We start from the raw sequence: 24406 nt of genomic DNA, 5'->3' as shown, positions 1-24406 counted from the left end.
GGCCGGGGGCGCGGACGGATGGTGCGTGGCGCTGGACCGTGAGCGCATGAATTGCAGTATCTATGACGACCGGCCGCAGACCTGTCGCCGATTTGCGATGTCCGGTCCTTATTGCAGCGCGATCTTTGCCGGCGACAAAGGCACGATGGCCCCGAGTACGCCGTAAGGTGGCTTCGGCCGTTACGAGTATCGCGTTCAGGCAATCTTGATCCCGATCCAGCGCCAGCCCTGCCATCATGTGGGCGGAACCTTACGCACGTCGCGTGGGTCACATGGATCCCATGAACCTGCCTCCCCCCATGCCCGACACCGAGATCGATACTCCCGCCGCCGCCGAGCAGGCCCATGATCGCCTGCACGATGGTTTCTGCGCGCTGCGCGACGCGTTGGCCGGCGAGATCGTCGGCCAGGCCGCGCTGGTCGAACGCCTGCTGACCGCCTTGCTGGCAGATGGCCATCTGCTGGTCGAGGGCGCGCCAGGCTTGGCCAAAACCACCGCGATCCGCGCGCTGGCCGCGCGCCTGGAGGCGGATTTCTCGCGCGTGCAGTTCACCCCGGACCTGTTGCCGGCCGATCTGACCGGCACCGAGATCTGGCGGCCGCAGGAAGGCCGCTTCGAGTTCGTCCCCGGCCCGATCTTCCACCCCATCCTGCTGGCCGACGAAATCAACCGTGCCCCGGCCAAGGTGCAATCGGCGCTGCTGGAAGCAATGGGCGAGCGCCAGGTCACCGTCGGCCGCCACACCTACGCGCTGCCGGCGTTGTTCCTGGTGATGGCCACGCAGAACCCGATCGAGCAGGAGGGCACCTTCCCGCTGCCCGAAGCGCAGCTGGACCGCTTCCTGATGCATGTGCGCATCGGCTACCCGGATTCCGATGCCGAGGCGGAGATCCTGCGTTTGGCGCGGGAACGTGCGCGCGATGCACTGGGTCCGCCGCCACCGGCGCCGCCGCGGATGCCACTGGAAGATGTGTTCGCCGCGCGCAAGGCCGTGTTGTCGCTGCACATGGCGCCGGCGCTGGAACGCTATCTCATCGAGATCGTGCTGGCTTCGCGCGACGCCGCCCGCTACGACCCCGCGCTGGCCAGACGCATCGCCTGGGGGGCCAGCCCGCGCGGCTCGATCGCCCTGGAGCGCTGCGCGCGTGCCCGCGCCTGGCTTGCCGGCCGCGACTTCGTCACCCCCGACGATGTGCGCAGCGTCGCCCCTGACGTCCTGCGCCACCGCGTGCTGCCCAGCTATGAAGCTACCGCCGAAGGCTGGGACGGCGATCGCCTGGTGGCCGAGCTGCTGGCACGCGTGCCGGCGCCCTGACCTCGATGGCTTCGGACGTGGACAGCACCGCAGGCGCCCCCGACGGCGACGGCCTGCGCCCCAGCCTGGCCGAACTGGTCGCGCTGCGGCGTAATGCCCACCGGTTGGCCCCGGCCCGGCGTGGCCGGCTTGGCCATGCCGGCCACGCGCCAGCGCCCATGCGTGGGCGCGGCATGGAATATGCCGAGTCGCGGGAGTACGTGGCAGGCGACGATGCCCGCCACATCGACTGGCGCGTCACCGCGCGTACCGGCCGTGCACACACCAAATTGTTCCAGGCCGAACGCGAGCGCTTGACCCTGCTGGTGGCCGACACGGATCCGGTGCTGTATTTCGGCACCCGCGTTCGCTTCAAATCGGTACAGGCCGCCCGCGTCGGCGCGATTGCCGCGTGGTTGGCACAGCGTCAGGGCGACCGTCTCGGCGCGTTGCGTGGCAGCAGCGTGGAAGCCCCGCTCCCGCCGGCCGGGGGCACCCGCGGTGTGCTGCGCGTGCTCGATGCGCTCACCCGCTGGTACGCGCAGCCACCGGCCGACGACGCCGGGCTGGACCGGGCACTCGAACAGGCGGCGCGTCTGCTGCGTCCCGGCGCGCGCGTGGTCGTGCTTGCCGATCCTGGGCAGGCTGCGGCCATCAGTGTGTCGCGTTGGACCGCCCTGGCCATGCACCACGAAGTGGTGGTGATGCTACTGGTCGATCCGCTGGAGCTGTCCCCGCCAGCAGCCTCGCTGGCGTTCCTGTCGCAGGGCCGCCGCGTGCTGCTCGACCTTGACCGCGCCAGCGTCCGCGAGCACTGGCGCGAGCGCTTCGTGGCGCCGCTGCAGGACCTGCAGAAGCACCTGTCGTCGCGTCGCATCCAGGTGCACGTGGTGGCCTCTGATGACGCCAGCGACTGCTGGCTGACCCCGATGCCCTCGGCGGTGGTGGCATGAGCGCGCCGACCTCGCTGCCGTTGCGCGATGTGCAGCTGCCGCCATCGCCTGCGTGGTGGCCGCCGGCGCCCGGCTGGTGGCTGGTGCTGGGCGCCGTGCTGCTTGTCGCCGCGCTGCTGTGGGCGTGGCAGGCGCGTCGTCGGCGGCGGCGACAGGGCTGGATCCGGTTGTTCGATGAGGCCATCGCACAGGCGGCAACGCCGGTCGAGGAAGTGGCGGCCATCGCCGCGCTGCTCCGCCGTGCGGCGCGCGTGCGTCAGCCCGGCGCGGAACTGCTGCAGGGCCCGGCATGGCTGGAATTCCTCGACGAGCCCGGTAGCCGTGCCTTTTCCGATGGCGATGGGCGGCTGCTGCTCGACGGCGGTTATCGCCCGCAGGTCGATGCCGAAGCGGCGCAGCGCCTGCGCGTGCTGGCGCGTGCGCGTTTCCTCGGCCTGGTGTCGGGGCGGCGGCGATGATCGCGATGAACGTGTCGCCGCAGGTGGCTCAGTGGCTGCCGGACTGGCTGTCGTGGCTGGATACCTTCGCCTGGCCGTGGATGCTGGCTGCGCTGCCGGTACCGGTGCTGATGCACTGGTGGCCGCAGCGCAACGCCAGCGCCGCCGCGTTGCGCGTGCCGTACGCGGCCGCACAGCTGCAGGCGCTCGGTAGCGCTGTCGGTGGCCGCGCGCTGGGCGTTGGCCGGCTGCTGCTGTGGTTGGCGTGGGTGTGTCTGTGCGTGGCAGCGGCACGCCCGCAGCAACTGGGCGAGGCGGTGACTCCGCCACAACAGGGGCGGCAGATGATGCTCGCCGTGGACGTGTCGGGCAGCATGCAGGAAACCGACATGATGCTCGGCCAACAGGTAGTGGAGCGGTTGACTGCCGCCAAGGCGGTGCTGGCCGACTTCCTGGACCGGCGTGTTGGCGATCGCGTCGGCCTGCTGATTTTCGGCGAGCGCGCCTACACCCTTACCCCGCTGACCAGCGATCTTGCCAGCGTGCGTCAGCAGCTCGGCGACAGCGTGGTCGGCCTGGCCGGACGCGAGACCGCGATCGGCGATGCGATCGCACTGGCGGTCAAACGCCTGCGCGAGCAACCGCAGGGCCAGCGCGTACTGATCCTGCTGACTGACGGCGTCAGCAATGCCGGCGTACTCGAACCACTGCGCGCCGCCGAACTGGCCAAGACCGAAGGCGTGCGGGTATACACGGTGGCGTTCGGCGGGGACGGCAGCTACCGGCTGTTCGGCATGCAGGTGGCAGCCGGCGACGACCCGGTGGACGAGGCGACGCTGCAGAAAATCGCCACGCTTACCGGCGGGCGCGCCTTCCGCGCCCGCAACACCGATGAACTGGCCGGCATCTATGCCGAACTGCAGCGGCTGGAGCCGGTGGCCTCGGCGGGCCCTGCGGTGCGGCCGCGGATCGAGCGTTACGCCTGGCCACTGGCGCTGGCGTTGTTGCTGGCCGGGTTGGCCTGGATAGTGCCGAGGCGCTGGGCATGAACATCGATTGGAATGCACTGCATCTGGTCCGCCCGCAGGCCCTGTGGGCGCTGCTGGCCCTGCCACTGATCGCCCTGGTCTGGTACTGGCGTCGCCGCCGCGGCAGCGCGTGGCACACCGCGGTCGATCCGCATCTGTTGCGCCACTTGCTGGTGGCCGGTGGGCAGCGCGCCTGGGGCGGGCTGGTGCTGTTGTTGGTCGGCTGGACGCTGGCGGTGCTGGCCCTGGCCGGCCCTAGCTGGCGACAGGTGGCGCAGCCGCTGTGGCAGTCGCCGACGCCGCTGGTGGTGGCGCTGGACCTGTCCTCGCGGATCACCGCCACCGACCTGCCGCCGTCACGGTTGCTGCAGGCCCGTGCAAAGCTGGCCGCGTTGCTGCGCGAGCGCCAGGGCGGGGAGGTCGCGTTGCTCGCTTATGCCGATGATGCCTACACCGTGGCGCCGCTGACCGCCGATGCGGCCAACGTGGCGCTGTACCTGGATGCGCTGGGCCCGGATGTGATGCCACGCGATGGCCAGCGTGCCGAGCGCGCGTTGGACGCGGCGGTGCTGTTGCTGCAGCAGTCGGGTGCGCGCAGCGGCGACATCCTGCTGCTCACCGACCGTGCCGACGATGCCGCCATCCGCGCAGCTGCCGCGGCGCATCGGCAGGGCTTCACCGTGTCGGTGCTGGGCCTGGGTACGGCGGCCGGTGCGGCCTTCCGTAGTGGCGATGGACAGATCGCGCAGGCGCGCCTGGAAGAGGCGCCGCTGCGCACGGTCGCCAGCAGCGGCGGCGGACGTTATGCGCGTATCGCCAACGACGACAGCGACCTGAAGGCCCTCGGCGTGCTGACCCCGAAGGTGAGCATGGATGACCGCCAGAAGGGCGACGGGCTGGCCTGGCGCGATGAAGGGTTCTGGCTGTTGCCGCCGCTGATGCTGCTGTCGCTATGGGCGTTCCGGCGCCGCGGCCTGGCGATGGCGCTGGTACTGTGCGCAGCGCTGCCGCTGACCCTGCCCACGCCGGCTTACGCGGCCGACGGCACCCTGTGGCAACGCGCCGACCAGATCGATCAACAGAAGTTGGGCGCGGGCGTGGATGCGTATCGCCGCGGTGACTTCAAAGCCGCACAGCAGCAGTTCGAGGGCATCCACAGCGATGCCGGGTGGTACAACCTCGGCAATGCCTTGGCCCGGCAAGGCCAGTACGATGCCGCCATCGCAGCCTACGACAACGCGCTGAAGCAGACCCCCGGCATGCCCGATGCCGTCGCCAACCGCGCTGCGGTGGATGCGGCGCGTAAACGCAAACCACCGCCGACGCCACCGAAGGGCGACCAGGGCAAGCAGCCGCCGAAAACGCCACCGTCGCAAGGGCAAGGGCAGGGGCAACCCGGGCAGGATCAGGGGTCGCCACCGAAGCCGCAGGGTAACCAGGATCCCGGGCAGGCGCCGCCGCCGCCGGGCCAGAATCCGGGCAAGCCGCAGGACGGCGATGCCAAGCAGGATGCGGGTAATCCGGATCCGGCCACGCAGGCCAAGGCTGACGCGGCGCAACGCCAGCAGATGCAGCAGGCATTGCAACGCCAGGGCAAGGACGGCAAGGACACCCGGGCGCAACGCCAAGCCGCCGAAACCCCGCAGCAGCGCGAGCAGCGCCAGGCCGTGGAGGCGTGGATGCGGCGGGTGCCCGACGATCCGGGCAGCCTGCTACGGGCCAAATTCCAGTTGGAAAACGAACGCAGGAAACGGGAAGGACGATGAGCATGGGTTCCACCACGCGGCGATGGATGCAGGCCGGCTGCTGGCTGCTGCTGGGACTGGCCAGCCTGGCGCAGGCGCAGACCCGCGCCTGGCTGGATCGTCAGCAGATCCTCGACACCGAGGCGGTCACGCTCAACATCGAGAGTGATGGCGGCGGTGCGCCGGACTATGCGCCGTTGCGCGCGGACTTCGACCTGAGCGCGCAGACCAGCAGCCGCCAGATGCAGTGGAGCAATGGTGGCACCCGCTCGCGCAATCTCTACGCGGTAGTGCTGTCGCCGCGGCGCAGCGGCACCCTGCAGATTCCCGCGTTGCAGGTGGGCGCCAACCGCACGGCACCGTTGCTGCTGCAGGTGGCGGCGAGCGCCCCCGGCGGCGCCGGCACGCCGGCGGCGATGCCCGGCAATGCCGCGGTCTTCATGGAGACCGAGGTGGATGATGCCACCCCGTACGTACAGCAGAGCGTGGGCGTGGTGGTGCGGCTGTATTACGCCTCGCAGCTTGTCTCCGGCGAGCTCCTGCTGGATACGCCCGACGGTGCGTCGCTGCAGCGCGTGGGTGAAGACCGCAGCCAGGTGCGCGAGGTCAATGGCCGTCGCTACAACATGGTCGAGCGGCGCTTCCTGTTGATCCCCGAACGCAGTGGCCCACTGCAGTTGCCGGCCGCGCAGTTCAACGGCCGCACTGCAGGCGGTTTCTTCGACGACATGTTCGGCGGCGACGGGCGACTGCGCGCCAGCGCGCCGGCACGCACCCTGCAGGTGCGGCCACAGCCGGCCAACGCGCCGCAGCCGTGGCTGCCGCTGCATGACCTCCGCCTGCGCTACACCGCTGCACCCGGCAGCGGGCGTGCGGGCGAGGCGGCCACGGTAGTAGTGGAGGCGACCGCGCAGGGCGCCACCCGCGCCCAGTTCCCCGAGCTGCCGACTTTGGACGTGGGCACCGATGCGCAGGTATTCGCCGAGCCGGCGCAGTTCGATGAGACCTTCACCGGCAGCACCCCGCAGTTGAAGATGACCCGCCGCTACTCGATCGTGCCGCGCACCGCGGGCAGTCTGCGCGTGCCTGGCCCGCGCATGCCGTGGTGGGATGTGAAGGCGGGCGCGGCGCGCATGGCGACCCTGCCGGACCTGACCCTGGCGGTGGCCGCCGGTGGACCGGGGGGCGCGGCGCCGCCGGTCCCGCTGGATACCACCTCGGCCCTGCCGGGCGAAGCGCCGGCCTCCAACGCACTGCCGCTGGCCGATGCACCGTCTGCGGCACGCCCGTGGGGCTGGATCGCAGTGGCCATCACCTTCGCGCTCCTGTGGCTGCTGACCCTGTGGTGGGGCTGGCGGCGGGCCGGGCGGCGCCGGGCAGAACCGCGCGCTGCACCGGTCGCGGTGGCCGGCGTTCCGCTGGCCACCGTGTCGCGCGCCGAACTGCGCCGCGCACTGGAAAGCCAGGGGCTGGACGAGATCATCGCCCTGCTGGCGGCGATGGGCGGGGTGCAGGGCCTGGACGCGCTGCTGGGGCGGCTGGCCGACCCGGCCCAGCGCGAGGCGTTGCTGGCCATGCAGCGGGTGCGGTGGGCCGGTCAGGGGGGCGATGTGGCCGCCGCGCGGCAGGCACTGCGCCGGGCGTTCCATGACGGACCGCACTGGCGGGCCACGGCGGTGGCGGAAAACAATGGGCTGGCGCCTCTATATCCTTCGGGACCTTGATGCGCTGCCGGGCCTGCGGGACCGGCTTTGCTAAGCTGATTCAATTCTTTACAGGAAAGCCGTTAGATGACTGAGGCCGCAAAGACCCGGCAGAAAATGCCTTTGCACTGGAAAATGGGCATCGGCTTCGCGCTGGGCCTTACCCTCGGCCTGATCGTGCACGCCGCCGGCCCGGGCGTGCCTGGCCTGACCGATTTCGCCAAGGGCGTGATGGCCTGGGTGACCACGCCGCTGTCGGGCCTGTTCCTCAACCTGATCTTCATGCTGATCGTGCCGCTGATCTTCTCGGCCCTGATCATGGGCGTGTCGGAGATGGGCGACATCCGCGCGCTCGGCCGCATCGGCTGGAAGACCCTGGCCTACACGGTGCTGCTGTCGGGCATCGCGGTGGGCATCGGTCTTGTGCTGGTCAACGTGCTCAAGCCCGGCGCCGGCATGGACCCGCACGTGGCCGCGCAGATGCTCTCGGAGAACGCAGAGCGCAGCAAGGAAATCGTCGCCGGCATCCATGAGACCCCCAAGGGCATGGACATGCTGCTGTCGATCGTGCCCAGCAACGTGCTGCAGGCCGCATCGGACAATGGCGCCATCCTGTCGCTGATGTTCTTCGCGCTGATGTTCGGCATCGGCATGGTGCTGAGCCCCGAAGAGAAGGTCGCCCCGCTGCGCCGCGCCATCGAAGGCGTGTTCGAAGTCTCGATGACCCTGATCAACCTGGTCATCCGCCTGGCCCCGTATGCGGTGGCCTGCTTCATGTTCAACCTGGCCGCGCTGTTCGGCTTCGACCTGATCATCCGCCTGGGGGCGTACGTGGGCGTGGTGGTGCTGGCACTGGGCCTGCACATGGTGGTGACCTACGGTACCGCGGTGTGGCTGTCCGGGCGTTCGCCGCTGTCGTTCTTCCGCGATACCCAGGAAGCGACGGTGATGGCCTTCTCCACCGCCTCCAGCAACGCGACCCTGCCGACCGCGCTGCGCGTGGCCGACCAGATGGGCCTGCCGCAGAAAGTCTCGCGCTTCGTGCTGACCGTTGGTGCCACCGCCAACCAGAACGGCACCGCGCTGTTCGAGGGTGTCACGGTGATCTTCCTGGCGCAGTTCTTCGGCGTGGACCTGAGCATCGGCCAGCAGGTGATGGTGATGGCGGTCTGCATCCTCGGTGGCATCGGCACCGCCGGTGTGCCGTCCGGCTCGCTGCCGGTGGTGGCGATGATCTGCGCCATGGTCGGGGTGAACCCCCTCGGCATCGGTCTGATCCTGGGCGTGAACCACTTCCTGGACATGTGCCGTACTGCACTCAACGTCACCGGCGATCTGGCCTTGACCACGCTGGTGGCCAAAGGCGAAGTGGACGATGGCCCGGTCGCACCGGTCGTGCCGGTGGACGCCGTCGAGCGCCCTTGACCCGCGCCTGAGGTCCCTGGTTACCTCAACTGCCGCCGGCGGTTGTGCTGACGCCCCGCACCTGCGGGGCGTCTTTGTTTACGGACAGTGATGCTCTTCACAAGGCTGTCCGCCCGTCGGTCGCGGCCTGACCCCATCGGTGGTCTGTGGGACAATGGGCCGCCCGCAGCTCCGCGGGAGCCTCCCGACTCCGACAGAACCATGACGCAGCCTACCCGCCGCCAGTTGGCCAACGCCATCCGCTTCCTTGCCGCTGATGCGGTCGAAACCGCCAAGTCCGGGCATCCCGGCATGCCGATGGGCATGGCCGATATCGCCGAGGTCCTCTGGAACGACTATCTCCGTCACAACCCGAAGAATCCGCAGTGGTTCAACCGCGATCGCTTCGTGTTGTCCAACGGCCATGGCTCGATGCTGCAGTACGCGCTGCTGCACCTGAGCGGCTACGACCTGCCGATCGAACAGCTCAAGCAGTTCCGTCAGCTCGGCAGCAAGACCGCCGGCCATCCGGAACACCATGAGACCCCCGGGGTGGAAACCACCACCGGTCCGCTCGGCCAGGGCCTGGCCAACGCGGTCGGCTTCGCGCTGGCGGAAAAGCTGCTGGCACAGCGCTACAACCGCCCCGAGCACGAGATCGTCGATCACCGCACGTGGGTGTTCCTGGGCGATGGCTGCCTGATGGAAGGCATCTCGCATGAAGTGGCGTCGCTGGCCGGCACCTGGGGCCTGGGCAAGCTGGTCTGCTTCTGGGACGACAACCACATCTCCATCGACGGCAACACCGCCGGCTGGTTCACCGACAACACCCCCGAGCGTTTCGAAGCCTATGGCTGGAACGTGGTGCGCGGCGTCGATGGCCACGATCCGGACAGCATCAAGGCTGCCATCGACGGTGCCCTGTCGCAGTTCGACAAGCCGACCCTGATCTGCTGCCGCACCACGATTGGTTTTGGCTCGCCGAACAAGGCCGGCAAGGAATCCAGCCACGGCGCCCCGCTGGGCAAGGACGAGCTGGCCGAAACCCGCAAGGCGCTGGACTGGCCGTACGGTCCGTTCGAGATTCCCGAAGAAATCTACGCGGGCTGGCGTGCCGGCGGTACCGGCACCCTGCGCCAGGCCGAGTGGGAGCAGCAGTTCGACAAGTACGCCAAGCAGTTCCCGGCCGAGGCTGAAGAACTGACCCGTCGTTCGCACGGTGAGCTGCCGGCCGACTTCATCGCCAAGGCCGACGCCTACATCGCCCAGGTCCAGGCCGACGGCCAGACCATTGCCTCGCGCAAGGCCTCGCAGCTGGCGATCGAAGCGTTCGCCCCGCTGTTGCCGGAACTGATCGGCGGCTCGGCCGATCTGGCCCACTCCAACCTGACCTTGTGGAAGGCCAGCAAGTCGGTGGCCACCGATGACCCGAACGCCAACTATGTGTACTACGGCGTGCGCGAGTTCGGTATGACCGCCATCGCCAATGGCCTGGCGCTGCACGGTGGGTTCATTCCCTTCGATGCCACCTTCCTGGTGTTCAGCGATTACGCCCGCAACGGCGTGCGCATGAGCGCGCTGATTCCTGCGCACGCGATCCACGTCTACACCCACGATTCGATCGGCCTGGGCGAAGACGGCCCGACCCACCAGCCGGTGGAGCACCTGGCCTCGCTGCGCTACATCCCCAACAACGATGTGTGGCGTCCGTGCGATGCGGTCGAGTCGGCGGTCAGCTGGAAGGCCGCGATCACCCGCACCGACGGCCCGAGCTGCCTGGTATTCAGTCGCCAGAATCTGCCGCACCAGCCGCGCAGCACCGAGCAGGTTGCCCAGATCGCGCGCGGTGGTTACGTGCTGGCCGATGCCGAAGGCGGCGTGCCGGACGTGATCCTGATCGGCACCGGTTCGGAAGTGGGCCTGGCCGTGGCCGCCAAGGCCGAGCTGGATGCGGCCGGGATCAAGACCCGCGTGGTGTCCATGCCGTCGACCGACGTGTTCGAGCGCCAGGACGCGGCGTACCGTGAGTCGGTGCTGCCCAACGCCGTGCGCAAGCGCGTGGCCGTGGAAGCCGGCGTCACCGGTTTCTGGCGCCAGTACGTGGGCCTGGACGGTGCGGTGGTCGGTATCGACACCTTCGGTGCCTCGGCCCCGGCCGAAGCGCTTTACAAGCACTTCAACATCACCACCGAGCACGTGGTGGCGGCGGCGAAGGCGCTTTGATGCACTGAGTGCCGTTGAGGTGGTTTGAAGCAKAAGGCCGGGGATTTCCCCGGCCTTCTGCGTTTGCGGGTGGAGCAGCCGAGCATGGCTCGGCTCTACCACCACCGTTCGTGCATCGCCTCCGGGTAGAGCCGAGCCACGCTCAGCTGCTCTACGCAATGCGCCGATCAGTGGGTAGAGCCGAGCCACGCTCGGCTGCTCTACGCAATGCGCCGCTCAGTGGGTAGAGCCGAGCCACGCTCGGCTGCTTTACGCAATGCGCCGATCAGTGGGTAGAGCCGAGCCACGCTCGGCTGCTCTACGCGCTGCGCCGATCAGCGGGTAGAGCCGAGCCATGCTCGGCTGCTCTACGCGCTGCGCCCCGCGCTCAGGCGACGGCCGTCCGCGCCAACGCCAACCGCACCAACCTGGCTTCGATCCGTTCGCCGAAACTTTTCGGCGCATCCAGTCCCATCCGCTGCAGGTACACCGCATCGCCATCGCCGGCCGGCTGGGTTACCGCCGCCAGCACCGTGCGCAGCTTGCTGCCACGCGTCTGCGTGTTCTGCTTCAGCCAGCCCAGCGCCTTGACCAGATGCTGCTCTACCTCGGTGAAATCGCTGCCCAGCGGATAATCGGGCAACAGGCCCGATTGGCGGAACGGTGACAGTGCGGCACTGACCGCTGCGGCGGTGTTGCGCCGTTGCCAGTGCTCCGGTGCAGTGAAGGCCGGATCCAGTTTCTTCGCGGCCTTGGCGGTCTGCAGCAACCCGGCCTGGAACGCTGCATCGGTGATCGCGGTCATGCCGACCACGCAGTCCTCGTCGGTGAGGTTGCGCAGGTCGGCGATGCCGTATTCGTTGATGTAGATGTCGCGCAGGTGGCGCGGGATGGTGGTGTGGCCGTAGTTCCAGCGCACGTTGGACTGCACCGTGCCCTTGTCCTCGCGCACCGCACGGAACATCAGCGCACTGCGTGCCTCGGGCAGGGCATGGGCCATCGCGACGAAGTTGTACTGGCCGCCCACGCCGGATACCACCCGCCCGTCTTCCAGTGCGTCCGACGCGGCCGCGCCCAAGGCGGTGGCGATCATGCAGGAGTTGAAGAAGCGCGCATGCCGGCGCTGCAGCCGCTCCAGGGTTTCATCGCCGCCGTAGAGCTGGTTGATCTCGCTGATCCGCCGCATGCCGATCGCGCGGCGTTCGTCGTCGGGCAACTCGCGCAACCACTGGTAGAACTCCGGCGAGCCCAGGTAGAACGCGCCATGCAGGTACTCGCCTTCGGCGGCGAGGGTGGCGTGGTCGATGGTCAGGGTGCTGCCGTTTTCGATGCGCTGCATCAGCGCCAGGTCGTCGTGCACCTTGCGCCGGATCACCCCGGTCTGCACCAGCCGGCGGAAGCCTTCGTTGAGCATTTCGCTGCAACCGTACAGGCCGATCTCAAACGGCTCCAGGCCACCGCATTCGAGCACGGTGGGGTGGCTGGACAACGTCGGGTCCAGTGCGTGCAGCACCTGCCGGTAGCGGGCGTTGTCGGTGTGCCGCAGCACCAGCGCGTGGCTGATCGCATCGGCCAGGGTGCCGATGCCGATCTGCAGCGTGCCACCGTCGCGCACCAGCGCGCTGGCGTACAGGCCGATGGCGTAGTCGCCGTCGCTGACCGGCTGGCGCGGCAGCCCGAACAGGTCGGGGTAGGGCGGCGGCGGGGTGATCACCAGGTCGAAGAAGGACACATCCACCGTCGCGGTGCCGGCCAGGTAGGGCAGCTGCGGATCGATCTCGGCGATCATCAGCGGACGCGGCAGCCCGCGCGCGACCATCGCATCCAGTGTGTCCTGAGTGATGTCGTTGTTGCACGACAGCGACAGCCGCCGGTCATCCGGGCGCACCGCCACCTTCTGCACGATCGCGTGCGGCGCGCGCTGGGCCACCGCGTCGGCGGCATGGGTGTAGTTGAGGCTGGTGTAGCTGCGCTGGGCCTGCGAGGAATTGAGCAGCGCGCCGGACTGCATGTAGAACTCCTCGACCTGCACATGCGCGGGCAGGCGGTCGCGGACCATCGCATCGGCATAGGCCAGTCGCGGGAAATCCGCGCCGAAATGGCGTTCGGCGAAGGGCGCCATGAAGCGCGCTTCCAGCCCACTGCCGCTGGCCTTGGGCGGGTTCAGCGACAGCGCGGTGTAGATCTGCAGCGGCCGCGAGGGATCGTTCTCCACCCGGGCATACAGGGCGTTGAGCAGGCGGTGCGGTTTGCCCAGCGCCAGCGGCGCGCCGATGCGCAACGGGCCCTCCACGCGCTGCAGCAGCCAGTCGATCGCAGCGTCGAGGTCGGTGAGGTGATCGGTCATCCAGCGGCATCCTGCAGGTATATGCGGGCCATTACAGCATTTCGGGCTTGAACAGACGGCGACGCGAGACTTCCGCGCCGGAGACCATGAACTGGCCCTCGCCCCGGTAGTGCACGGTGCGCGGCAGTTTCGGCACGCGCGCGACGTGGGCCTTGACGACTTCCCAGATGAACAGGCCGTGCCGCTTGATCTGGCTGCGATCGACCAGGCGGCACTCGAAGCTGGCGTGGCACTGGGCCAGCAACGGCGCCGCCACGTTGCTGGCCGCGACGGTGTCCAGGCCGAAGTGGTCGAACTTGTCGATCCTGGCGCCACTGCAGTTGCCGATCCCGGCCACCGTATCGAGCATCTCGGCGGTGGGCAGGTTGATGACGCATTCGCCACTGCGGCGGATCAGCTCGAAACTGCGGTTGCCGCTGGCGATCATCGTCGCCAGCCGCGAGGGCGTGAACGCCAAGACCATGTGCCAGCCCAGGGTCATGACGTTGCGTTGCCCCTTCCAGGCCGAGGTGACCAGCACGATCGGGCCGGGTTCGAGGAAGCGACGCACGTCCTCCACCGGGTAGTCGAATTTTCGGTAGCGTCGCATCGAAGCCTCCGTGGGGCGTGGCTCGATGCTGGCAGCGGAGGGATGAACCGGTTGTCGAAGGGGTTGACAGTCTTTTCGATTACGTGCGTAATCAGTTCGTCGATTACGGATGTAAATGATGAGCCAGATCAGCGAAGCCGAAGCCGTGGTGATGGATGTGCTGTGGGGCGAGCACCCGTTGGGTGCCGATGAGGTGGTGGCCGCGCTGGCCGGCCGCGGCTGGGCCGAGCCCACCATCAAGACCCTGCTCAACCGGCTGCTCACCAAGGGCGCGATCAGCGCCAGCCGCGATGGGCGCCGCTACCTCTATTCGCCGGTGCTGCAGCGCCAGGCATGGGTGGCCGAGCAGAGCAGCGGCCTGCTCGACAAGCTGTTCGACGGCCGCGTGGCGCCGCTGGTGGCGCACTTCAGCCAGCGTGGGCAACTGAGCCCGYAGGACATTGCCGACCTGAAGGCGCTCATCGAGGGACTGGACCATGACTGAGCTGCTCAACGCGCTGCTGCAGGCCAGCGTATGGCTGTCAATCGCGGTGCTGCTGTTGGCGGGGGTGCGGCCGCTGCTGCTGCAGCTGGGCGGGGCGGCGCTGKTCTATCGCAGTTGGTGGTGCGTGCCGGTACTGCTGTTGACGCTGCACCTGCCGTTGCCGGTGGCGCCGCTGGCCGATGCGCTGCCGGTGCTTGTCGCGGCCGCTGCGTGGACTGCTCCCATTGTCGCCCCGGCAACGCCCACCTGGCCGTGGCTGCTGCTGGTGGCGTGGGCCGTGGGCGCGCTGGGCATGGGGATGGCCAGTTGGCGCGCGCAACGCCGCTTCGAGCGCGCGCTGGGCACGCTGCAGCCGCGCGCGGACGGCAGTTGGCAGGCCAGCGCCGATCCGGGCCTGCCGGCGCTGGTGGGGCTGTGGGCACCGCGCATCGTGGTCGGCCCGCGTTTCGAAAAGGACTTCAGCACGGCCGAACAGGCGCTGATCCTGAAGCACGAGCGCAGCCATCGCCGCCACGGCGATCCATGGGCCAATGCCGTGCTGGTGCTGCTGCGCTGCATGTTCTGGTTCCATCCACTGCTGCCGTGGGCAGCACGCCGCTTCCTGCGCGACCAGGAACTGGCCTGCGATGCACGCACCCTCGATCCACAACCGGCCCAGCGCCGGATCTACGCCAACGCGCTGCTGAAGGCGCAGTTGGTCCACCCGGTTGCGCCGATGGCCTGCCACTGGCGCAGCCAACCGATCTTGAAGGAGCGTATTGCCATGTTGAAGGAACACAAGCGGAAGCCGTTGCCGTGGTTGAGCGGCCAGGTGTTGGTGGCGGGCATGAGCCTGGGTCTGGCGGCGGTGGCGTGGGCCAGCCAGGGCGGAACGACTTCCCCCTCGGCCGGTGCCGAGCCGGCTGACGCCGCAGCGCACGATGGCAAGGTTGCCGGTGTCGATGTGCAGGCCAAGGCCCGCAACATGACGCCACCGACGTATCCGCAGAGCGCGTTCGAACAGAACATTTCGGGGAAGGTGATGCTGCGTGTCGAGGTCGATGCCACTGGCAGGACCGGCGAGGTGCGCGTGCTCAGTTCCACCCCGGCCGGCGTGTTCGACGAGGCATCGATCGCCGCGGCCAGGCAATGGACCTTCGAGCCCGCGCTCAAGGACGGCAAGGCGGTGGCAACGGCGTTGAAGATCCCGATGACGTTCGAACTGAACGAGGCGGGCCCAGCGCAGTGAGGCAGGTGCTCACTGCGATGCTGCCGGTGTTGCTGATGGCCGGTTGCGCCGGCCATCAGCAGCTCAGTACGGTGGACACCCGTGCTGAGAATGTGGATCACCAGCGCCTGCGTACCGAGGGCAATGGTGGCTCCGGCCAGGTGCAGCCGTATCGGCTGCAGCCAAGTGAGGGCTACCGCATGCCGCAGTTGTACGCGGCCCAGGACCCGGTGGTCGGGACACGCGATCCACGCCGCGAGCTGGCGCCCACCGTGGTGTGCCTGCAGGTGGTGGTGGATGCCGAAGGCAGGGTAGAGCGCAGCGTGGCCCTGACCGATCGGCCCGAATGCGTGGCGGGCGCTGCGGCAGAGAATGCGCCGCTGCTGCAGGCGGCGCAGGAGGCGGTGGCGCACTGGCTGTTTTCACCGGCGGCGGTGTGTCACTACGCTGCCGGCGTGGTCCCGGGCAAACGCGGGGATTGCGAAGGCGCGGAGCGGATCGAGCCGGTGCCCGTGAGCCTGCTGTATGCCTTCACCTTTGAAATCGTGCACGGGCAGCACACGGTGCGCCGCCAGGGACGCTGATTACCGTGGTGGCGGCCGGTGACCGGCAACCGCACCAACCGATCATCGCCGGGTTGCCGGCCAGCGGCCGGCACTACGATCGGTGGGGGCCACCCTGCAGGTTCGCCTTCACCGACGGATGCATCAGCGCCGGCTCGGCCAACGTGGCATCGCGCGCCTGCCGGGTGGCGACGAACTCGGCTTCGCTGACGCCGTCATGCAGGTGGATGTTGCGCGCGCGCTGTTCGCCGACCGTGGTTTCGTTGGCGACCTCGCGACCGCCCGGGCCGTAGTCGTGACAGATGAACACGCGGGTGCCGTCGGGCAGGGCGAGCAGACGCTGGATCGAACGGTACAACTGCGCCGCGTCGCCACCGGGGAAGTCGCAGCGGGCGGTGCCGCCATCGGGCATGAACAGCGAGTCGCCGGTGAACAGTGCATCGCCGATGCGGTAGGCGACGCTGTCACTGGTGTGGCCGGGGACGGCGATCACCTCGGCATCGATGTCGCCAAGCGCAAAACGCTCGCCATCGGCGAACAGATGGTCGAACTGTGAGCCATCGGTGGGCACGTCCAGCGCATAGCGTGGCGCGAACGTCTTTTGCACCTGCACGATACCGTCACCCATGGCCAGCGTTGCCTGCGGCCACTGCTGCCTGAGCCAGCGGCCCGCGCTGACGTGGTCGGCATGGGCGTGGGTTTCCAGCAGCCAGCGCACCTGCAGGCCGCGCTCGCGCACGTGCGCAAGCAGCGGTTGCAAAGGCCCGGCACCGAGCGCGTCRGTATCCGGGTCGTAGTCCAGCACCGGGTCGATCACCGCCGCCTGCAGGGTCGCCGGATCGTGCACCACGTAGCTGAAGGTATGGCTGTCGGGGTGGAAGAAACTGGCGACGTGCAGTGACATGGTGATGGCCTCAGCGTTTGCCCAGGGTGGCGTTGAGCAGCACCGCCAGGCGTTCACCGGCCAGGCGCAGCTCCTGCTCCGCGATCGGGCGATAGGTCGCGGTGTATTCCGCACCCAGCGTACGCTTGGTCGGGTAAACGCCAGGTGCAATGGCGATACGGCAGCTCGCTTCGGCCCACTGCACGGCATCGGTGGCAATGTGGGAGCGCTTGCCCAGCGTTGGTGTGGGCAGGGCCATCAAACGCTGCAGATACTGGTCATCGTCCAGCTTCTGCTCGCTGAGCATGCCGCTGTCCCACAGCGAGTGCAGGTTGGTGCCGCGGTTGTTGTACTGCACCTGGAAGTCGTTGCCGCCCTTGTCGTGGCCGTAACCGGCGTGCATCGGCTGGTGGATGTCGCCGGCGAAATGGACGACGAACTTCAGCGCCTGGGCGCGTTCAGCATCGGACTTGCTGCGATCACCGAGGATGGCGGTCTGTGCCTTTAGCGCTTCGACCACGCAGTTGCCATTCTTGCAGTGCTTCTGCACCTGGTAATGGCAGTCGTCCTCGCCGATGTTGACGTAATGCCAGCCAGCCGAGCGCTTGCCCAGGCCCGGGTCCTTGGCGCGCAGCTGGTCGGCCCACGGGGCGATGGCGTGCAGCGTAGGGTCCGGCTCGCTGGCGAGCAGGCGGTCGACCTCGGCCTGGGCCTGCGGGGTGAGGCGGGTTTCGGCGATGCGCGCGACCAGGCGATGGCCTTGGGCGCCCCAGGCCAGGGCATCGGCGGAGACGAAGGTGAGGGCCAGCGCGAGGGCGGTGGCAGGGATCAGGGAGGCGATTTTCATCGGCAGCATTCTAGCGGGCCGTCCGCCGGGCGGCTTGCCCGGATCTGGCTGGCGGCGGTGCGGCGGGAGTACGCTGGCGCCGGATCGACAACGGGAGTGGCGACGGTGCAGAAGGTGCTGGGTCTGATCGGCGGCATGAGCTGGGAGAGTTCGGCGCACTACTACCGGATGATCAACGAACAGGTGCGCGATGCACTGGGCGGGATGCACTCGGCGCGGCTGCTGCTGTGGTCGTTCGATTTCGCCGACATCGAAGCGATGCAGCGCGCCGGGGATTGGGTGGCGGCGACGCAGGCGATGGTGGCGGTGGCACGGCAACTGGAAGGCGCAGGCGCGACGGCGGTGGTGATCTGCACCAATACGATGCATCTGATGGCCGAGGAGGTGCAGGCGGCAATCGGGGTACCGCTGCTGCACATCGCCGATCCGGTGGGCGAGGCGATCCAGTCCTTGGGGCTGGCGCGGGTGGGCCTGCTCGGGACGGCCTTCACGATGGAGCAGGATTTCTACCGGGTACGATTGGCGCAGCGGTATGGGCTGGAGGTGCTGGTGCCGGAAGCGGACGACCGCACACATGTGCATCGAATCATCTACGAGGAGCTGGTGCAGGGCCGCGTGCTGGACGCATCGCGCGTGGTGTACCAGGGCGTGATGCAGCGGCTGGTGGATCGCGGCGCGCAGGCGATCATCCTGGGCTGCACGGAGATCATGCTGCTGGTGGGCGATGACGATGCAGCCGTGCCGTTGTTGGACACCGCCGCGCTGCACGCGCAGGCCGCCGCGCAGCACCTGCTCTCCCCCCGGTAGAGCCACCCCATGGGTGGCTGCTCGCAATGCCGGATCGAACAAGCGTTCGTCATTCATCCGCGTGGCGCGCTGTGAACCCTTCCAGAGCGCCCGACCCACCGACCAAAGACCAAAAATGCCTGGCCTCCACCTGCATACCGCAAGCCGAGCCCCKTMGCGGCCGGTAGGCCCCTGGGCAAAATAAAGGAGGAGGCCGCTCCGCGGCCGGGGGACATTTGCGCCAGGGGCCTACCGGCYGCTAMGGGGCCCACACGCTCGCGACCAGCCCGATCGGAGACGCCAGCCCATCCCAGCGGCCTGCACACCCGGCCGCCCGCGTAGCGTCGTGCTCACGCTGCGACGGCCCGTGCAGCAAGACGCTCCCCTCAGATGGGGGAAGAACCAAAGAAAAAGGCAGGCCCTTGGGCCTGCCTTTTCCTACCGACGTGCCGCCCCGAAGGTCAGACGGCGCGATGCCTCATTGCTTGCCCAGCACCGCATTGCGACGCCCGTAGGCGAAGTAGGCGACCAGGCCCAGGATGTTCCAGGCCAGGAAATACAGCTGGGTCTTGCTCGGCAGGCTGAAGAACAGGTACACGCAGCCGATCACCGCCAGCGGACCGACCACATAGGCCAGCGGAGTGCGGAACTTGCGCACGCGGTTCGGCTCGCGCTTGCGCAGCACCACCAGGCACAGGCCCACCGCGGTGAACGCGGCCAGCGTGCCGGCGTTGGCCAGTGCGGCAATTTCATCCAGGCGGGCCACGCCGGCCAGCGCGGCGACCAGCACCGCGGTGAACAGCGTGGTCGCAATCGGCGTGCCGGTGCGCGCGCTGACCTTGGACAGCCCGCGCGGCAGCAGGCCATCGCGCGACATGACGAAGAAGATGCGGCTCTGCCCGTACAGGAAGGCCAGCAGCACCGTCGGCAGCGCGATCACCGCCGCCGCGCCGATCCACTTGGCCGCGCCCGGGCTGCCCAGCTCGCGCAGGATCAGCGCCAGCGGCTCGGCGCTCTGGCCGAAGATCGTGTAGCTCATCGCGCCGACGGCAGCCAGCGCCACCAGCACGTAGATGATGGTGCAGCCGACCATCGAGCCGATGATGCCGATTGCCAGGTCGCGGTCGGGCTTCTTGGTCTCTTCGGCGGCGGTGGAGATCGCATCGAAGCCGTAGAACGCGAAGAAGATGATCGCCGCGGCAGCCATTACGCCATGCTCGACGCCATCGGCACCCACCGACTTGGCGAAGCCGAACGGCATGAACGGCTCCATGTGGCCGGTGTCGAAGTGCGGCAGGGCAATGGCCACGAACACGGTCAGCGCGATGATCTTGACCACCACCAGGATCGCGTTGAGGGTGGCGCTTTCCTTGGTGCCGGCCATCAGCATGCCGGCCACCACGAAGGTGATCAGCACCGCCGGCAGGTTGATGAAGCCGCCTTCCACGTGCGGCCCGGCGGTCAGCGTCAACGGCAGGTCGATGCCCCAGCCATGCAGGAAGCCGACCGCGTAGCCGGACCAGCCGACCGCCACCGTGCTCACCACCAGCGAGTACTCCAGGATCAGGCTCCAGCCCACCACCCACGCCACCGTCTCGCCGAGCGCGGCGTAACTGTAGGTGTAGGCGCTGCCGGCCGCCGGCATCATCGTGGCCAGTTCGGCATAGGACAGCGCCGCACACGCGCAGACCGCACCGGCGATGGCAAAGGAGATCAGCACGGCCGGGCCGGCCAGGTTGGCGCCCACCCCGATCAGGGTGTAGATGCCGGTGCCCACGATCGCACCGATACCCAAGGCGATCAGGTGCGGCCAGCTCAGGGTCGGAACCAGTCGCCTGCCGGCTTCATGGACGGTGACTTGGTCAAGGGACTTGCGCCGGAGCAGTGACATGGGGCCTCGCGGTGGATGACTGTTAACGACAAGTCTGCGAGTTTTACCGAACGCGGTGCAGCATTACTACTGCCAAGCGTCCCACGTGGGCGCGCTGTGCACCTGACTGGGATTGGGGTGACGAAACCGGCACAAACGTGGCCGACACCCGGTCAGTCCCAGTGGCAGCCGCTGTCGGTCATCGCACCGATGTCTTCGCTGAAGCGCGTCTGCCGCCCGTTGCGCGCGTTGGTGTAATCGAAGCCGTAAATGCGTGCACCCTGGGTGGTGATCGCGTACTGCCCGGTCACCTTGCCGTCCAGGTGCTCTTCCCACACCGCGTCGAACTGCCAGGGACGGCCTTCGGCCATCTCGCTGCCTTCGTTGGACAGCCGGGTCAGGCGCAGCCATTGGGTCTTGCCGGCGTAGCGCACGAAGCTCACCGGTGTTGCGCCGGTGTCGCCCTCGGGCAGCTTCCACTCCAAGTGGATCTGGTCGGCGTTGCCGCCGGTCAGGCAGCGGACCTCATCGGCGTGGGCTGGGGCGACGCCCAGCAGCAGGGGGAGCAGGGCAAGCCAGCGCATGGTGGAGGTCCGTTCGGGCGAAGGGCGCGCCATTGTCCCCCATCCGCCCCGGTGTATTGCCGGGGCGGGTGGGCGCACCCTCAGCGATTCAAGATCGCCATCGCCGCTGCCGCGTAGCGTTGGCCGGCGGCGGCGTTGGCCGGGAAGATCGCGTCGATCTGCGCCAGCTCCGCCGCACTCAACTGCACCTGCAGCGCGCCGAGGTTTTCTTCCAGGTAGGCGATCCGCTTGGTGCCGGGGATCGGCACCAGGTCCTCACCCTGCGCCAGCACCCAGGCCAGGGCCAGTTGCCCCGGGGTGATGCCCTTGCTGCGTGCCATCGCGGTGACCGCATCGACCAGCGCCAGATTGCGGTTGAAGTTGTCGCCCTGGAAGCGCGGCGACTGGCGGCGGTAGTCGTCTGCATCGACGTCGGCCAGGCTGCGGATGGCGCCGGTGAGGAAGCCACGGCCCAGCGGCGAGTAGGGCACGAAGCCAATATCCAGCTCGCGCACGGTCTCCAGCACGCCGTTGTCCTGCGGATCGCGCGACCACAGCGAGAACTCGGTCTGCACGGCGGTGATCGGATGTACCGCATGGGCGCGCCGGATGGTGGCCGCCGACGCTTCGGACAGCCCGAGGAAGCGCACCTTGCCCTGCTCGACCAGCCGCGCCATCGCGCCGACGGTGTCTTCGATCGGCACGCTGGCGTCCACGCGGTGCTGGTAGTACAGGTCGATGTGGTCCACGCCCAGTCGCTGCAGGCTGGCCTCGCAGGCGGCGATCACATACTCCGGGCGACCATCGACACTGCGTGCGGCGCTGTCGCTGGGTTCCTGCTTGATCCCGAACTTGGTGGCCAGGAAAACCTGGTCGCGGCGATCGGCGATTGCCTTGCCGACCAGCACCTCGTTGGTGTGCGGGCCGTACATGTCGGCGGTATCGAGCAGGGTCACGCCGCGTTCCAGCGCACGATGGATCACCGCGATGGCGTCTGCGTCACTGCCGCGCCCGCCGTAGAAGGCGCTCATGCCCATGCACCCCAGGCCGAGTGCGGAAACGGTGGGGCCGTGGCGGCCAAGGGTGCGGGTCTGCATGGGGAAGCTCCGGGGAAGGGAAACAGGACTGGTCCGGCGCCCGTTATGCAGATGGCATGGGAGGTCGCCGGGTGCCCAGCATCCTCCCGTGGACCATGTGGATAAACTGGCTGCTCCTGCATCTTCCTTGAAGCCAGGCTTCACAATGAATCCCCAGCGTCCCCTGCCGGCGGTGGTCGCCTTCGCCCGCGTCGCCCACCATGCCAGCTTCACCCGCGCCGCCGACGAGCTCGGCGTGTCGCCGTCGGCGCTCTCCCAGACCGTGCGCGCGTTGGAGGCGGGCATGGGCGTGCGGTTGCTGCACCGGACCACGCGCCGCGTGGGTCTCACCGAACACGGGGCGCGCTTCCTGGAGGGGGTGCGGGTGGGATTGGCCCAGATCGATGCCGCCTTCGACGCGCTGGACAGCGTGCGCGATGTCCCGGCGGGCAAGCTGCGCATCAATGTGCCGCGCATCGCCGCCGAGCTGCTGGTACTGCCGCACCTGCCCGGTTTTCTCACCTTGTACCCGCAGGTGGAGGTGGAACTGTTCGTGGAGCCGGCGCTGGCCGATCTGGTTGCCGGCGGCTTCGATGCCGGGATCCGGCTGGGCGAGAGCCTGGCCCGCGACATGATCGCGTTGCCGATCGGGCCACTCGAGCGCCAGGTGGTGGTGGCCACGCCGGCCTACCTTGCCCGCCACGGCGTGCCCGCCACGCCGGCCGAACTGGTCGCCCACGAGTGCATCGTGCACCGGCTCAGCACGGGCCGCCGGATGCCCTGGGAGTTCACCCGCGAGGGGCGCGACGTGGAGGTCGAGGTGGCGGGGCGGCTGGTCTTCAACGATGCCGGCCTGATCCATGCCGCGGTGCGCGCCGGGCTGGGCATGGCACAGGGATTCGAGGCGCTGTTTGCCGATGACCTCGCCGCCGGACGGCTGCAATGCGTACTGCAGGACTGGCAGCAGCCGTTTGCCGGTTTCCACCTGTACTACCCGGCGCGCGAGCAGATGGCGCCCAAGCTGCGGGTGTTCATCGATCACCTGCGGCAGGCCATGCACGCGCGCTGACCCGCTCAGTCCGAGCGCGCCGGCGAGCCGGGCTGGAGCAGCGTTCGCAGCCAGTGGTCGCCATCGGGCAGCCCATGCGGAAACATCACCTGCGCATCGCCCGGGAAACGCTTGCAGCGCAGCCTGCCGTCGGCATCGAACAGGCGCCAGCCGTTGGCGATGCGTTCGGCATGGTCGATGTGTCGGCGCAGGGCCAGCACCAGGCTGGCGTGGCAGTCGAAGCGGGAGGTGCGCAGATCGATCCGGTCCAGCGGCTGCAGGCCGGCGAGGATGCGACCGACCGCCGGATGGCCCAGATCGATGCGGCCGGTGGCCATGCCGAGCAGGCGCTCATCGTGGCCGGATACGTGCTGGACGAAATACACCGGGGACATCGGATCTCCGCGTGGACGCGGTGACCGCGACCGTTGGCACCGATTGGACACCCCGAGGGCGTCACGCGGAATCTCAAGTTATCGATTGAAAGATCTTGCTTGGATGATGCTACCTATTCGCGTTTCTGCCCACGCCATCCGCCACGCCGCGCATCGCTACGCAGGGCAGCGCCTCAGCCACTGACGCCGAGGCGCACGCCAAACCCGACCAGGAAGATGCCGGCAACCCGTCTCAGCAAAAGCCCTACACGCGGATGCTGGAGAATCCTACGACGCAACAGGTTGCCTACTCCGATCAGCACCGAGCAGTACGCCAGCCCCAGCACGAAGATGATCACCGCCATGGTCGCGAACGTTGCCACGCCCTGGTGCCGCGCCGGATCGATGAACAACGGCAGGAACGCCATGTAGAAGATGATCGCTTTCGGGTTGAGCAGATTGATGAGCACGGCCTGGCGGAAGTAGTGGCCCGGTTGCAGGCGGATGCCGCCTTCCTCGCCGCTGCTGCGGGGCCGGCGCAGCAGGCCGATGCCGATCCACACCAGGTAGGCCGCGCCCAGGTACTGCACCGCGTGGAACACCAGCGGGTTGGCCTTGAGCAGCGCGGCCACGCCCGCCACCGCCAGCCACATCAGGATCTGGTCGCCCAGCAGCAGACCGAACAGCGCGGTGTAACCGCCGCGTACCCCGCCGCGACCGGTCGCGGTGAGCAGGGTGAACGTACCCGGGCCCGGCAATGCCAGGAACACCAGCACGGCAGCGACAAAGGTCCACAGGTCCTGGATGCCCATCCACGGCATGGCGGCGACTCGACTACGGGGGTGCGCCATTGTCCGGCACGGCCCGGTCCACCGATAGCGTCAGCCGGGCAGGCGGGGCAGATCCTTCAGCAGCGGTTGCAGGCGTTGTTCGAACATCGCATGCAGCTGCCGGATGGCCGGGGAGAACTGCTTGCGATGCGGGCACACCAGGTTCAACGGC

At 68.5% G+C, this 24406-nt stretch carries 23 protein-coding genes and 1 pseudogene; 14 read left to right on the top strand and 10 right to left on the bottom strand.

From position 1 onward, the window contains the following. From ACXJKH_RS02040 to tkt, 9 genes are all read left to right on the top strand, one after another. On the top strand, positions 1-166 hold a 166-nt coding region (locus ACXJKH_RS02040; RefSeq protein WP_457318104.1), incomplete at its 5' end, for a YkgJ family cysteine cluster protein. Positions 167-281: 115 nt separating this feature from the next. Further along, on the top strand, positions 282-1316 hold the full coding sequence (locus ACXJKH_RS02035; RefSeq protein WP_457318102.1) for an AAA family ATPase: 1035 nt from the start codon (positions 282-284) through the stop codon (positions 1314-1316). A 5-nt stretch (positions 1317-1321) separates the two neighbouring features. Next, positions 1322-2248 (top strand): DUF58 domain-containing protein, encoded by a 927-nt coding sequence (locus tag ACXJKH_RS02030; RefSeq protein ID WP_457318101.1) that lies wholly within the window; start codon positions 1322-1324, stop codon positions 2246-2248. Continuing rightward, on the top strand, positions 2245-2706 hold the full coding sequence (locus ACXJKH_RS02025) for a DUF4381 family protein (protein WP_457318100.1): 462 nt from the start codon (positions 2245-2247) through the stop codon (positions 2704-2706). The genes ACXJKH_RS02030 and ACXJKH_RS02025 overlap by 4 nt, the downstream gene beginning before the upstream one ends. A 5-nt stretch (positions 2707-2711) precedes the next feature. Then, complete coding sequence (locus tag ACXJKH_RS02020; protein WP_457318103.1) at positions 2712-3734, top strand: vWA domain-containing protein; 1023 nt, start codon at positions 2712-2714, stop codon at positions 3732-3734. Further along, positions 3731-5479, top strand: a complete 1749-nt coding sequence (locus ACXJKH_RS02015; RefSeq protein WP_457318099.1) for a VWA domain-containing protein — start codon at positions 3731-3733, stop codon at positions 5477-5479. The genes ACXJKH_RS02020 and ACXJKH_RS02015 overlap by 4 nt, the downstream gene beginning before the upstream one ends. After that, positions 5476-7182, top strand: a complete 1707-nt coding sequence (locus tag ACXJKH_RS02010) for a BatD family protein (RefSeq protein ID WP_457318098.1) — start codon at positions 5476-5478, stop codon at positions 7180-7182. The genes ACXJKH_RS02015 and ACXJKH_RS02010 overlap by 4 nt, the downstream gene beginning before the upstream one ends. Positions 7183-7248: 66 nt before the next feature. Then, a complete protein-coding gene (locus ACXJKH_RS02005; protein WP_256776063.1) occupies positions 7249-8586 on the top strand; it encodes a dicarboxylate/amino acid:cation symporter in 1338 nt (445 codons plus the stop codon). Positions 8587-8787: 201 nt separating this feature from the next. Next, positions 8788-10788: a transketolase gene (tkt, locus tag ACXJKH_RS02000; protein WP_256776064.1), complete on the top strand. Its 2001-nt coding sequence runs from the start codon at positions 8788-8790 to the stop codon at positions 10786-10788. Positions 10789-11155: 367 nt separating this feature from the next. Here tkt and ACXJKH_RS01995 read toward each other — a convergent pair whose 3' ends face one another. Together ACXJKH_RS01995 and ACXJKH_RS01990 are read right to left on the bottom strand one after the other, a co-directional pair. After that, entirely contained in the window at positions 11156-13114 is a 1959-nt protein-coding gene (locus ACXJKH_RS01995; RefSeq protein ID WP_457318097.1) for an acetyl-CoA hydrolase/transferase C-terminal domain-containing protein, read from the bottom strand. 31 nt (positions 13115-13145) lie between these two features. Beyond that, positions 13146-13703 (bottom strand): flavin reductase family protein, encoded by a 558-nt coding sequence (locus ACXJKH_RS01990; RefSeq protein ID WP_457318096.1) that lies wholly within the window; start codon positions 13701-13703, stop codon positions 13146-13148. Positions 13704-13821: 118 nt separating this feature from the next. Here ACXJKH_RS01990 and ACXJKH_RS01985 point away from each other — a divergent pair, with 118 nt between their 5' ends. From ACXJKH_RS01985 to ACXJKH_RS01975, 3 genes are read left to right on the top strand one after another with little or no spacing between them, the layout of a single operon-like run. Then, positions 13822-14187: a BlaI/MecI/CopY family transcriptional regulator gene (locus ACXJKH_RS01985; protein WP_457318095.1), complete on the top strand. Its 366-nt coding sequence runs from the start codon at positions 13822-13824 to the stop codon at positions 14185-14187. Continuing rightward, the gene (locus ACXJKH_RS01980; RefSeq protein ID WP_457318094.1) at positions 14180-15415 is read left to right on the top strand and encodes a M56 family metallopeptidase; all 1236 of its coding nucleotides are present in this window, start codon (positions 14180-14182) and stop codon (positions 15413-15415) included. Before ACXJKH_RS01985 ends, ACXJKH_RS01980 begins: the two co-directional genes overlap by 8 nt. Positions 15416-15432: 17 nt before the next feature. Continuing rightward, the gene (locus tag ACXJKH_RS01975) at positions 15433-15978 is read left to right on the top strand and encodes a hypothetical protein (RefSeq protein WP_256776069.1); all 546 of its coding nucleotides are present in this window, start codon (positions 15433-15435) and stop codon (positions 15976-15978) included. 73 nt (positions 15979-16051) lie between these two features. On the opposite strand, the gene ACXJKH_RS01970 is transcribed toward ACXJKH_RS01975, so the two are convergent. Both ACXJKH_RS01970 and ACXJKH_RS01965 read right to left on the bottom strand, forming a co-directional pair. Continuing rightward, positions 16052-16861 (bottom strand): MBL fold metallo-hydrolase, encoded by an 810-nt coding sequence (locus ACXJKH_RS01970; protein ID WP_457318093.1) that lies wholly within the window; start codon positions 16859-16861, stop codon positions 16052-16054. Between the two features lie 10 nt (positions 16862-16871). Continuing rightward, a complete protein-coding gene (locus ACXJKH_RS01965) occupies positions 16872-17687 on the bottom strand; it encodes a S1/P1 nuclease (protein WP_457318092.1) in 816 nt (271 codons plus the stop codon). A 105-nt stretch (positions 17688-17792) separates the two neighbouring features. Here ACXJKH_RS01965 and ACXJKH_RS01960 point away from each other — a divergent pair, with 105 nt between their 5' ends. Next, positions 17793-18494 carry an aspartate/glutamate racemase family protein gene (locus tag ACXJKH_RS01960; RefSeq protein WP_457318091.1) on the top strand — a complete coding sequence of 234 codons (702 nt, stop codon included), beginning with the start codon at positions 17793-17795 and terminating at the stop codon, positions 18492-18494. A gap of 457 nt (positions 18495-18951) precedes the next feature. On the opposite strand, the gene ACXJKH_RS01955 is transcribed toward ACXJKH_RS01960, so the two are convergent. From ACXJKH_RS01955 to ACXJKH_RS01945, 3 genes are all read right to left on the bottom strand, one after another. Further along, complete coding sequence (locus ACXJKH_RS01955; protein WP_256776097.1) at positions 18952-20364, bottom strand: amino acid permease; 1413 nt, start codon at positions 20362-20364, stop codon at positions 18952-18954. Between the two features lie 152 nt (positions 20365-20516). Continuing rightward, the gene (locus ACXJKH_RS01950) at positions 20517-20927 is read right to left on the bottom strand and encodes a hypothetical protein (protein WP_457318090.1); all 411 of its coding nucleotides are present in this window, start codon (positions 20925-20927) and stop codon (positions 20517-20519) included. Between the two features lie 80 nt (positions 20928-21007). Then, positions 21008-22003 carry an aldo/keto reductase gene (locus ACXJKH_RS01945; protein ID WP_457318089.1) on the bottom strand — a complete coding sequence of 332 codons (996 nt, stop codon included), beginning with the start codon at positions 22001-22003 and terminating at the stop codon, positions 21008-21010. A 145-nt stretch (positions 22004-22148) separates the two neighbouring features. On the opposite strand from ACXJKH_RS01945, the gene ACXJKH_RS01940 reads away from it, so the two are divergent. After that, entirely contained in the window at positions 22149-23051 is a 903-nt protein-coding gene (locus ACXJKH_RS01940; protein WP_457318088.1) for a LysR family transcriptional regulator, read from the top strand. A 5-nt stretch (positions 23052-23056) separates the two neighbouring features. Here the strand turns inward: ACXJKH_RS01940 and ACXJKH_RS01935 are convergent, their stop codons facing one another. From ACXJKH_RS01935 to ACXJKH_RS01925, 3 genes and pseudogenes are all read right to left on the bottom strand, one after another. Next, the gene (locus tag ACXJKH_RS01935) at positions 23057-23425 is read right to left on the bottom strand and encodes a hypothetical protein (protein ID WP_256776101.1); all 369 of its coding nucleotides are present in this window, start codon (positions 23423-23425) and stop codon (positions 23057-23059) included. A gap of 173 nt (positions 23426-23598) precedes the next feature. Next, complete coding sequence (leuE, locus tag ACXJKH_RS01930) at positions 23599-24225, bottom strand: leucine efflux protein LeuE (RefSeq protein WP_256776102.1); 627 nt, start codon at positions 24223-24225, stop codon at positions 23599-23601. Between the two features lie 60 nt (positions 24226-24285). Further along, positions 24286-24406: pseudogene (locus ACXJKH_RS01925) on the bottom strand (LysR family transcriptional regulator); the annotation flags it as partial.

Source organism: Stenotrophomonas sp. P5_B8, assembly GCF_054049855.1.
Note: the sequence above shows the minus strand (reverse complement) of the source record. Positions and strands in the feature narration are given on the sequence as shown.

Coding starts and splice junctions, on each gene's coding strand:
- ACXJKH_RS02035 (WP_457318102.1), top strand. CDS start 282: ATGAACCTGCCTCCCCCCATGCCCGACACCGAGATCGATACTCCCGCC.
- ACXJKH_RS02005 (WP_256776063.1), top strand. CDS start 7,249: ATGACTGAGGCCGCAAAGACCCGGCAGAAAATGCCTTTGCACTGGAAA.
- ACXJKH_RS01935 (WP_256776101.1), bottom strand. CDS start 23,425: ATGTCCCCGGTGTATTTCGTCCAGCACGTATCCGGCCACGATGAGCGC.
- ACXJKH_RS01955 (WP_256776097.1), bottom strand. CDS start 20,364: ATGTCACTGCTCCGGCGCAAGTCCCTTGACCAAGTCACCGTCCATGAA.
- ACXJKH_RS02030 (WP_457318101.1), top strand. CDS start 1,322: ATGGCTTCGGACGTGGACAGCACCGCAGGCGCCCCCGACGGCGACGGC.
- ACXJKH_RS01975 (WP_256776069.1), top strand. CDS start 15,433: ATGCTGCCGGTGTTGCTGATGGCCGGTTGCGCCGGCCATCAGCAGCTC.
- tkt (WP_256776064.1), top strand. CDS start 8,788: ATGACGCAGCCTACCCGCCGCCAGTTGGCCAACGCCATCCGCTTCCTT.
- ACXJKH_RS01950 (WP_457318090.1), bottom strand. CDS start 20,927: ATGCGCTGGCTTGCCCTGCTCCCCCTGCTGCTGGGCGTCGCCCCAGCC.
- ACXJKH_RS02025 (WP_457318100.1), top strand. CDS start 2,245: ATGAGCGCGCCGACCTCGCTGCCGTTGCGCGATGTGCAGCTGCCGCCA.
- ACXJKH_RS01995 (WP_457318097.1), bottom strand. CDS start 13,114: ATGACCGATCACCTCACCGACCTCGACGCTGCGATCGACTGGCTGCTG.
- ACXJKH_RS02015 (WP_457318099.1), top strand. CDS start 3,731: ATGAACATCGATTGGAATGCACTGCATCTGGTCCGCCCGCAGGCCCTG.
- leuE (WP_256776102.1), bottom strand. CDS start 24,225: ATGCCGTGGATGGGCATCCAGGACCTGTGGACCTTTGTCGCTGCCGTG.
- ACXJKH_RS01990 (WP_457318096.1), bottom strand. CDS start 13,703: ATGCGACGCTACCGAAAATTCGACTACCCGGTGGAGGACGTGCGTCGC.
- ACXJKH_RS02010 (WP_457318098.1), top strand. CDS start 5,476: ATGAGCATGGGTTCCACCACGCGGCGATGGATGCAGGCCGGCTGCTGG.
- ACXJKH_RS01945 (WP_457318089.1), bottom strand. CDS start 22,003: ATGCAGACCCGCACCCTTGGCCGCCACGGCCCCACCGTTTCCGCACTC.
- ACXJKH_RS01965 (WP_457318092.1), bottom strand. CDS start 17,687: ATGAAAATCGCCTCCCTGATCCCTGCCACCGCCCTCGCGCTGGCCCTC.
- ACXJKH_RS02020 (WP_457318103.1), top strand. CDS start 2,712: ATGAACGTGTCGCCGCAGGTGGCTCAGTGGCTGCCGGACTGGCTGTCG.
- ACXJKH_RS01940 (WP_457318088.1), top strand. CDS start 22,149: ATGAATCCCCAGCGTCCCCTGCCGGCGGTGGTCGCCTTCGCCCGCGTC.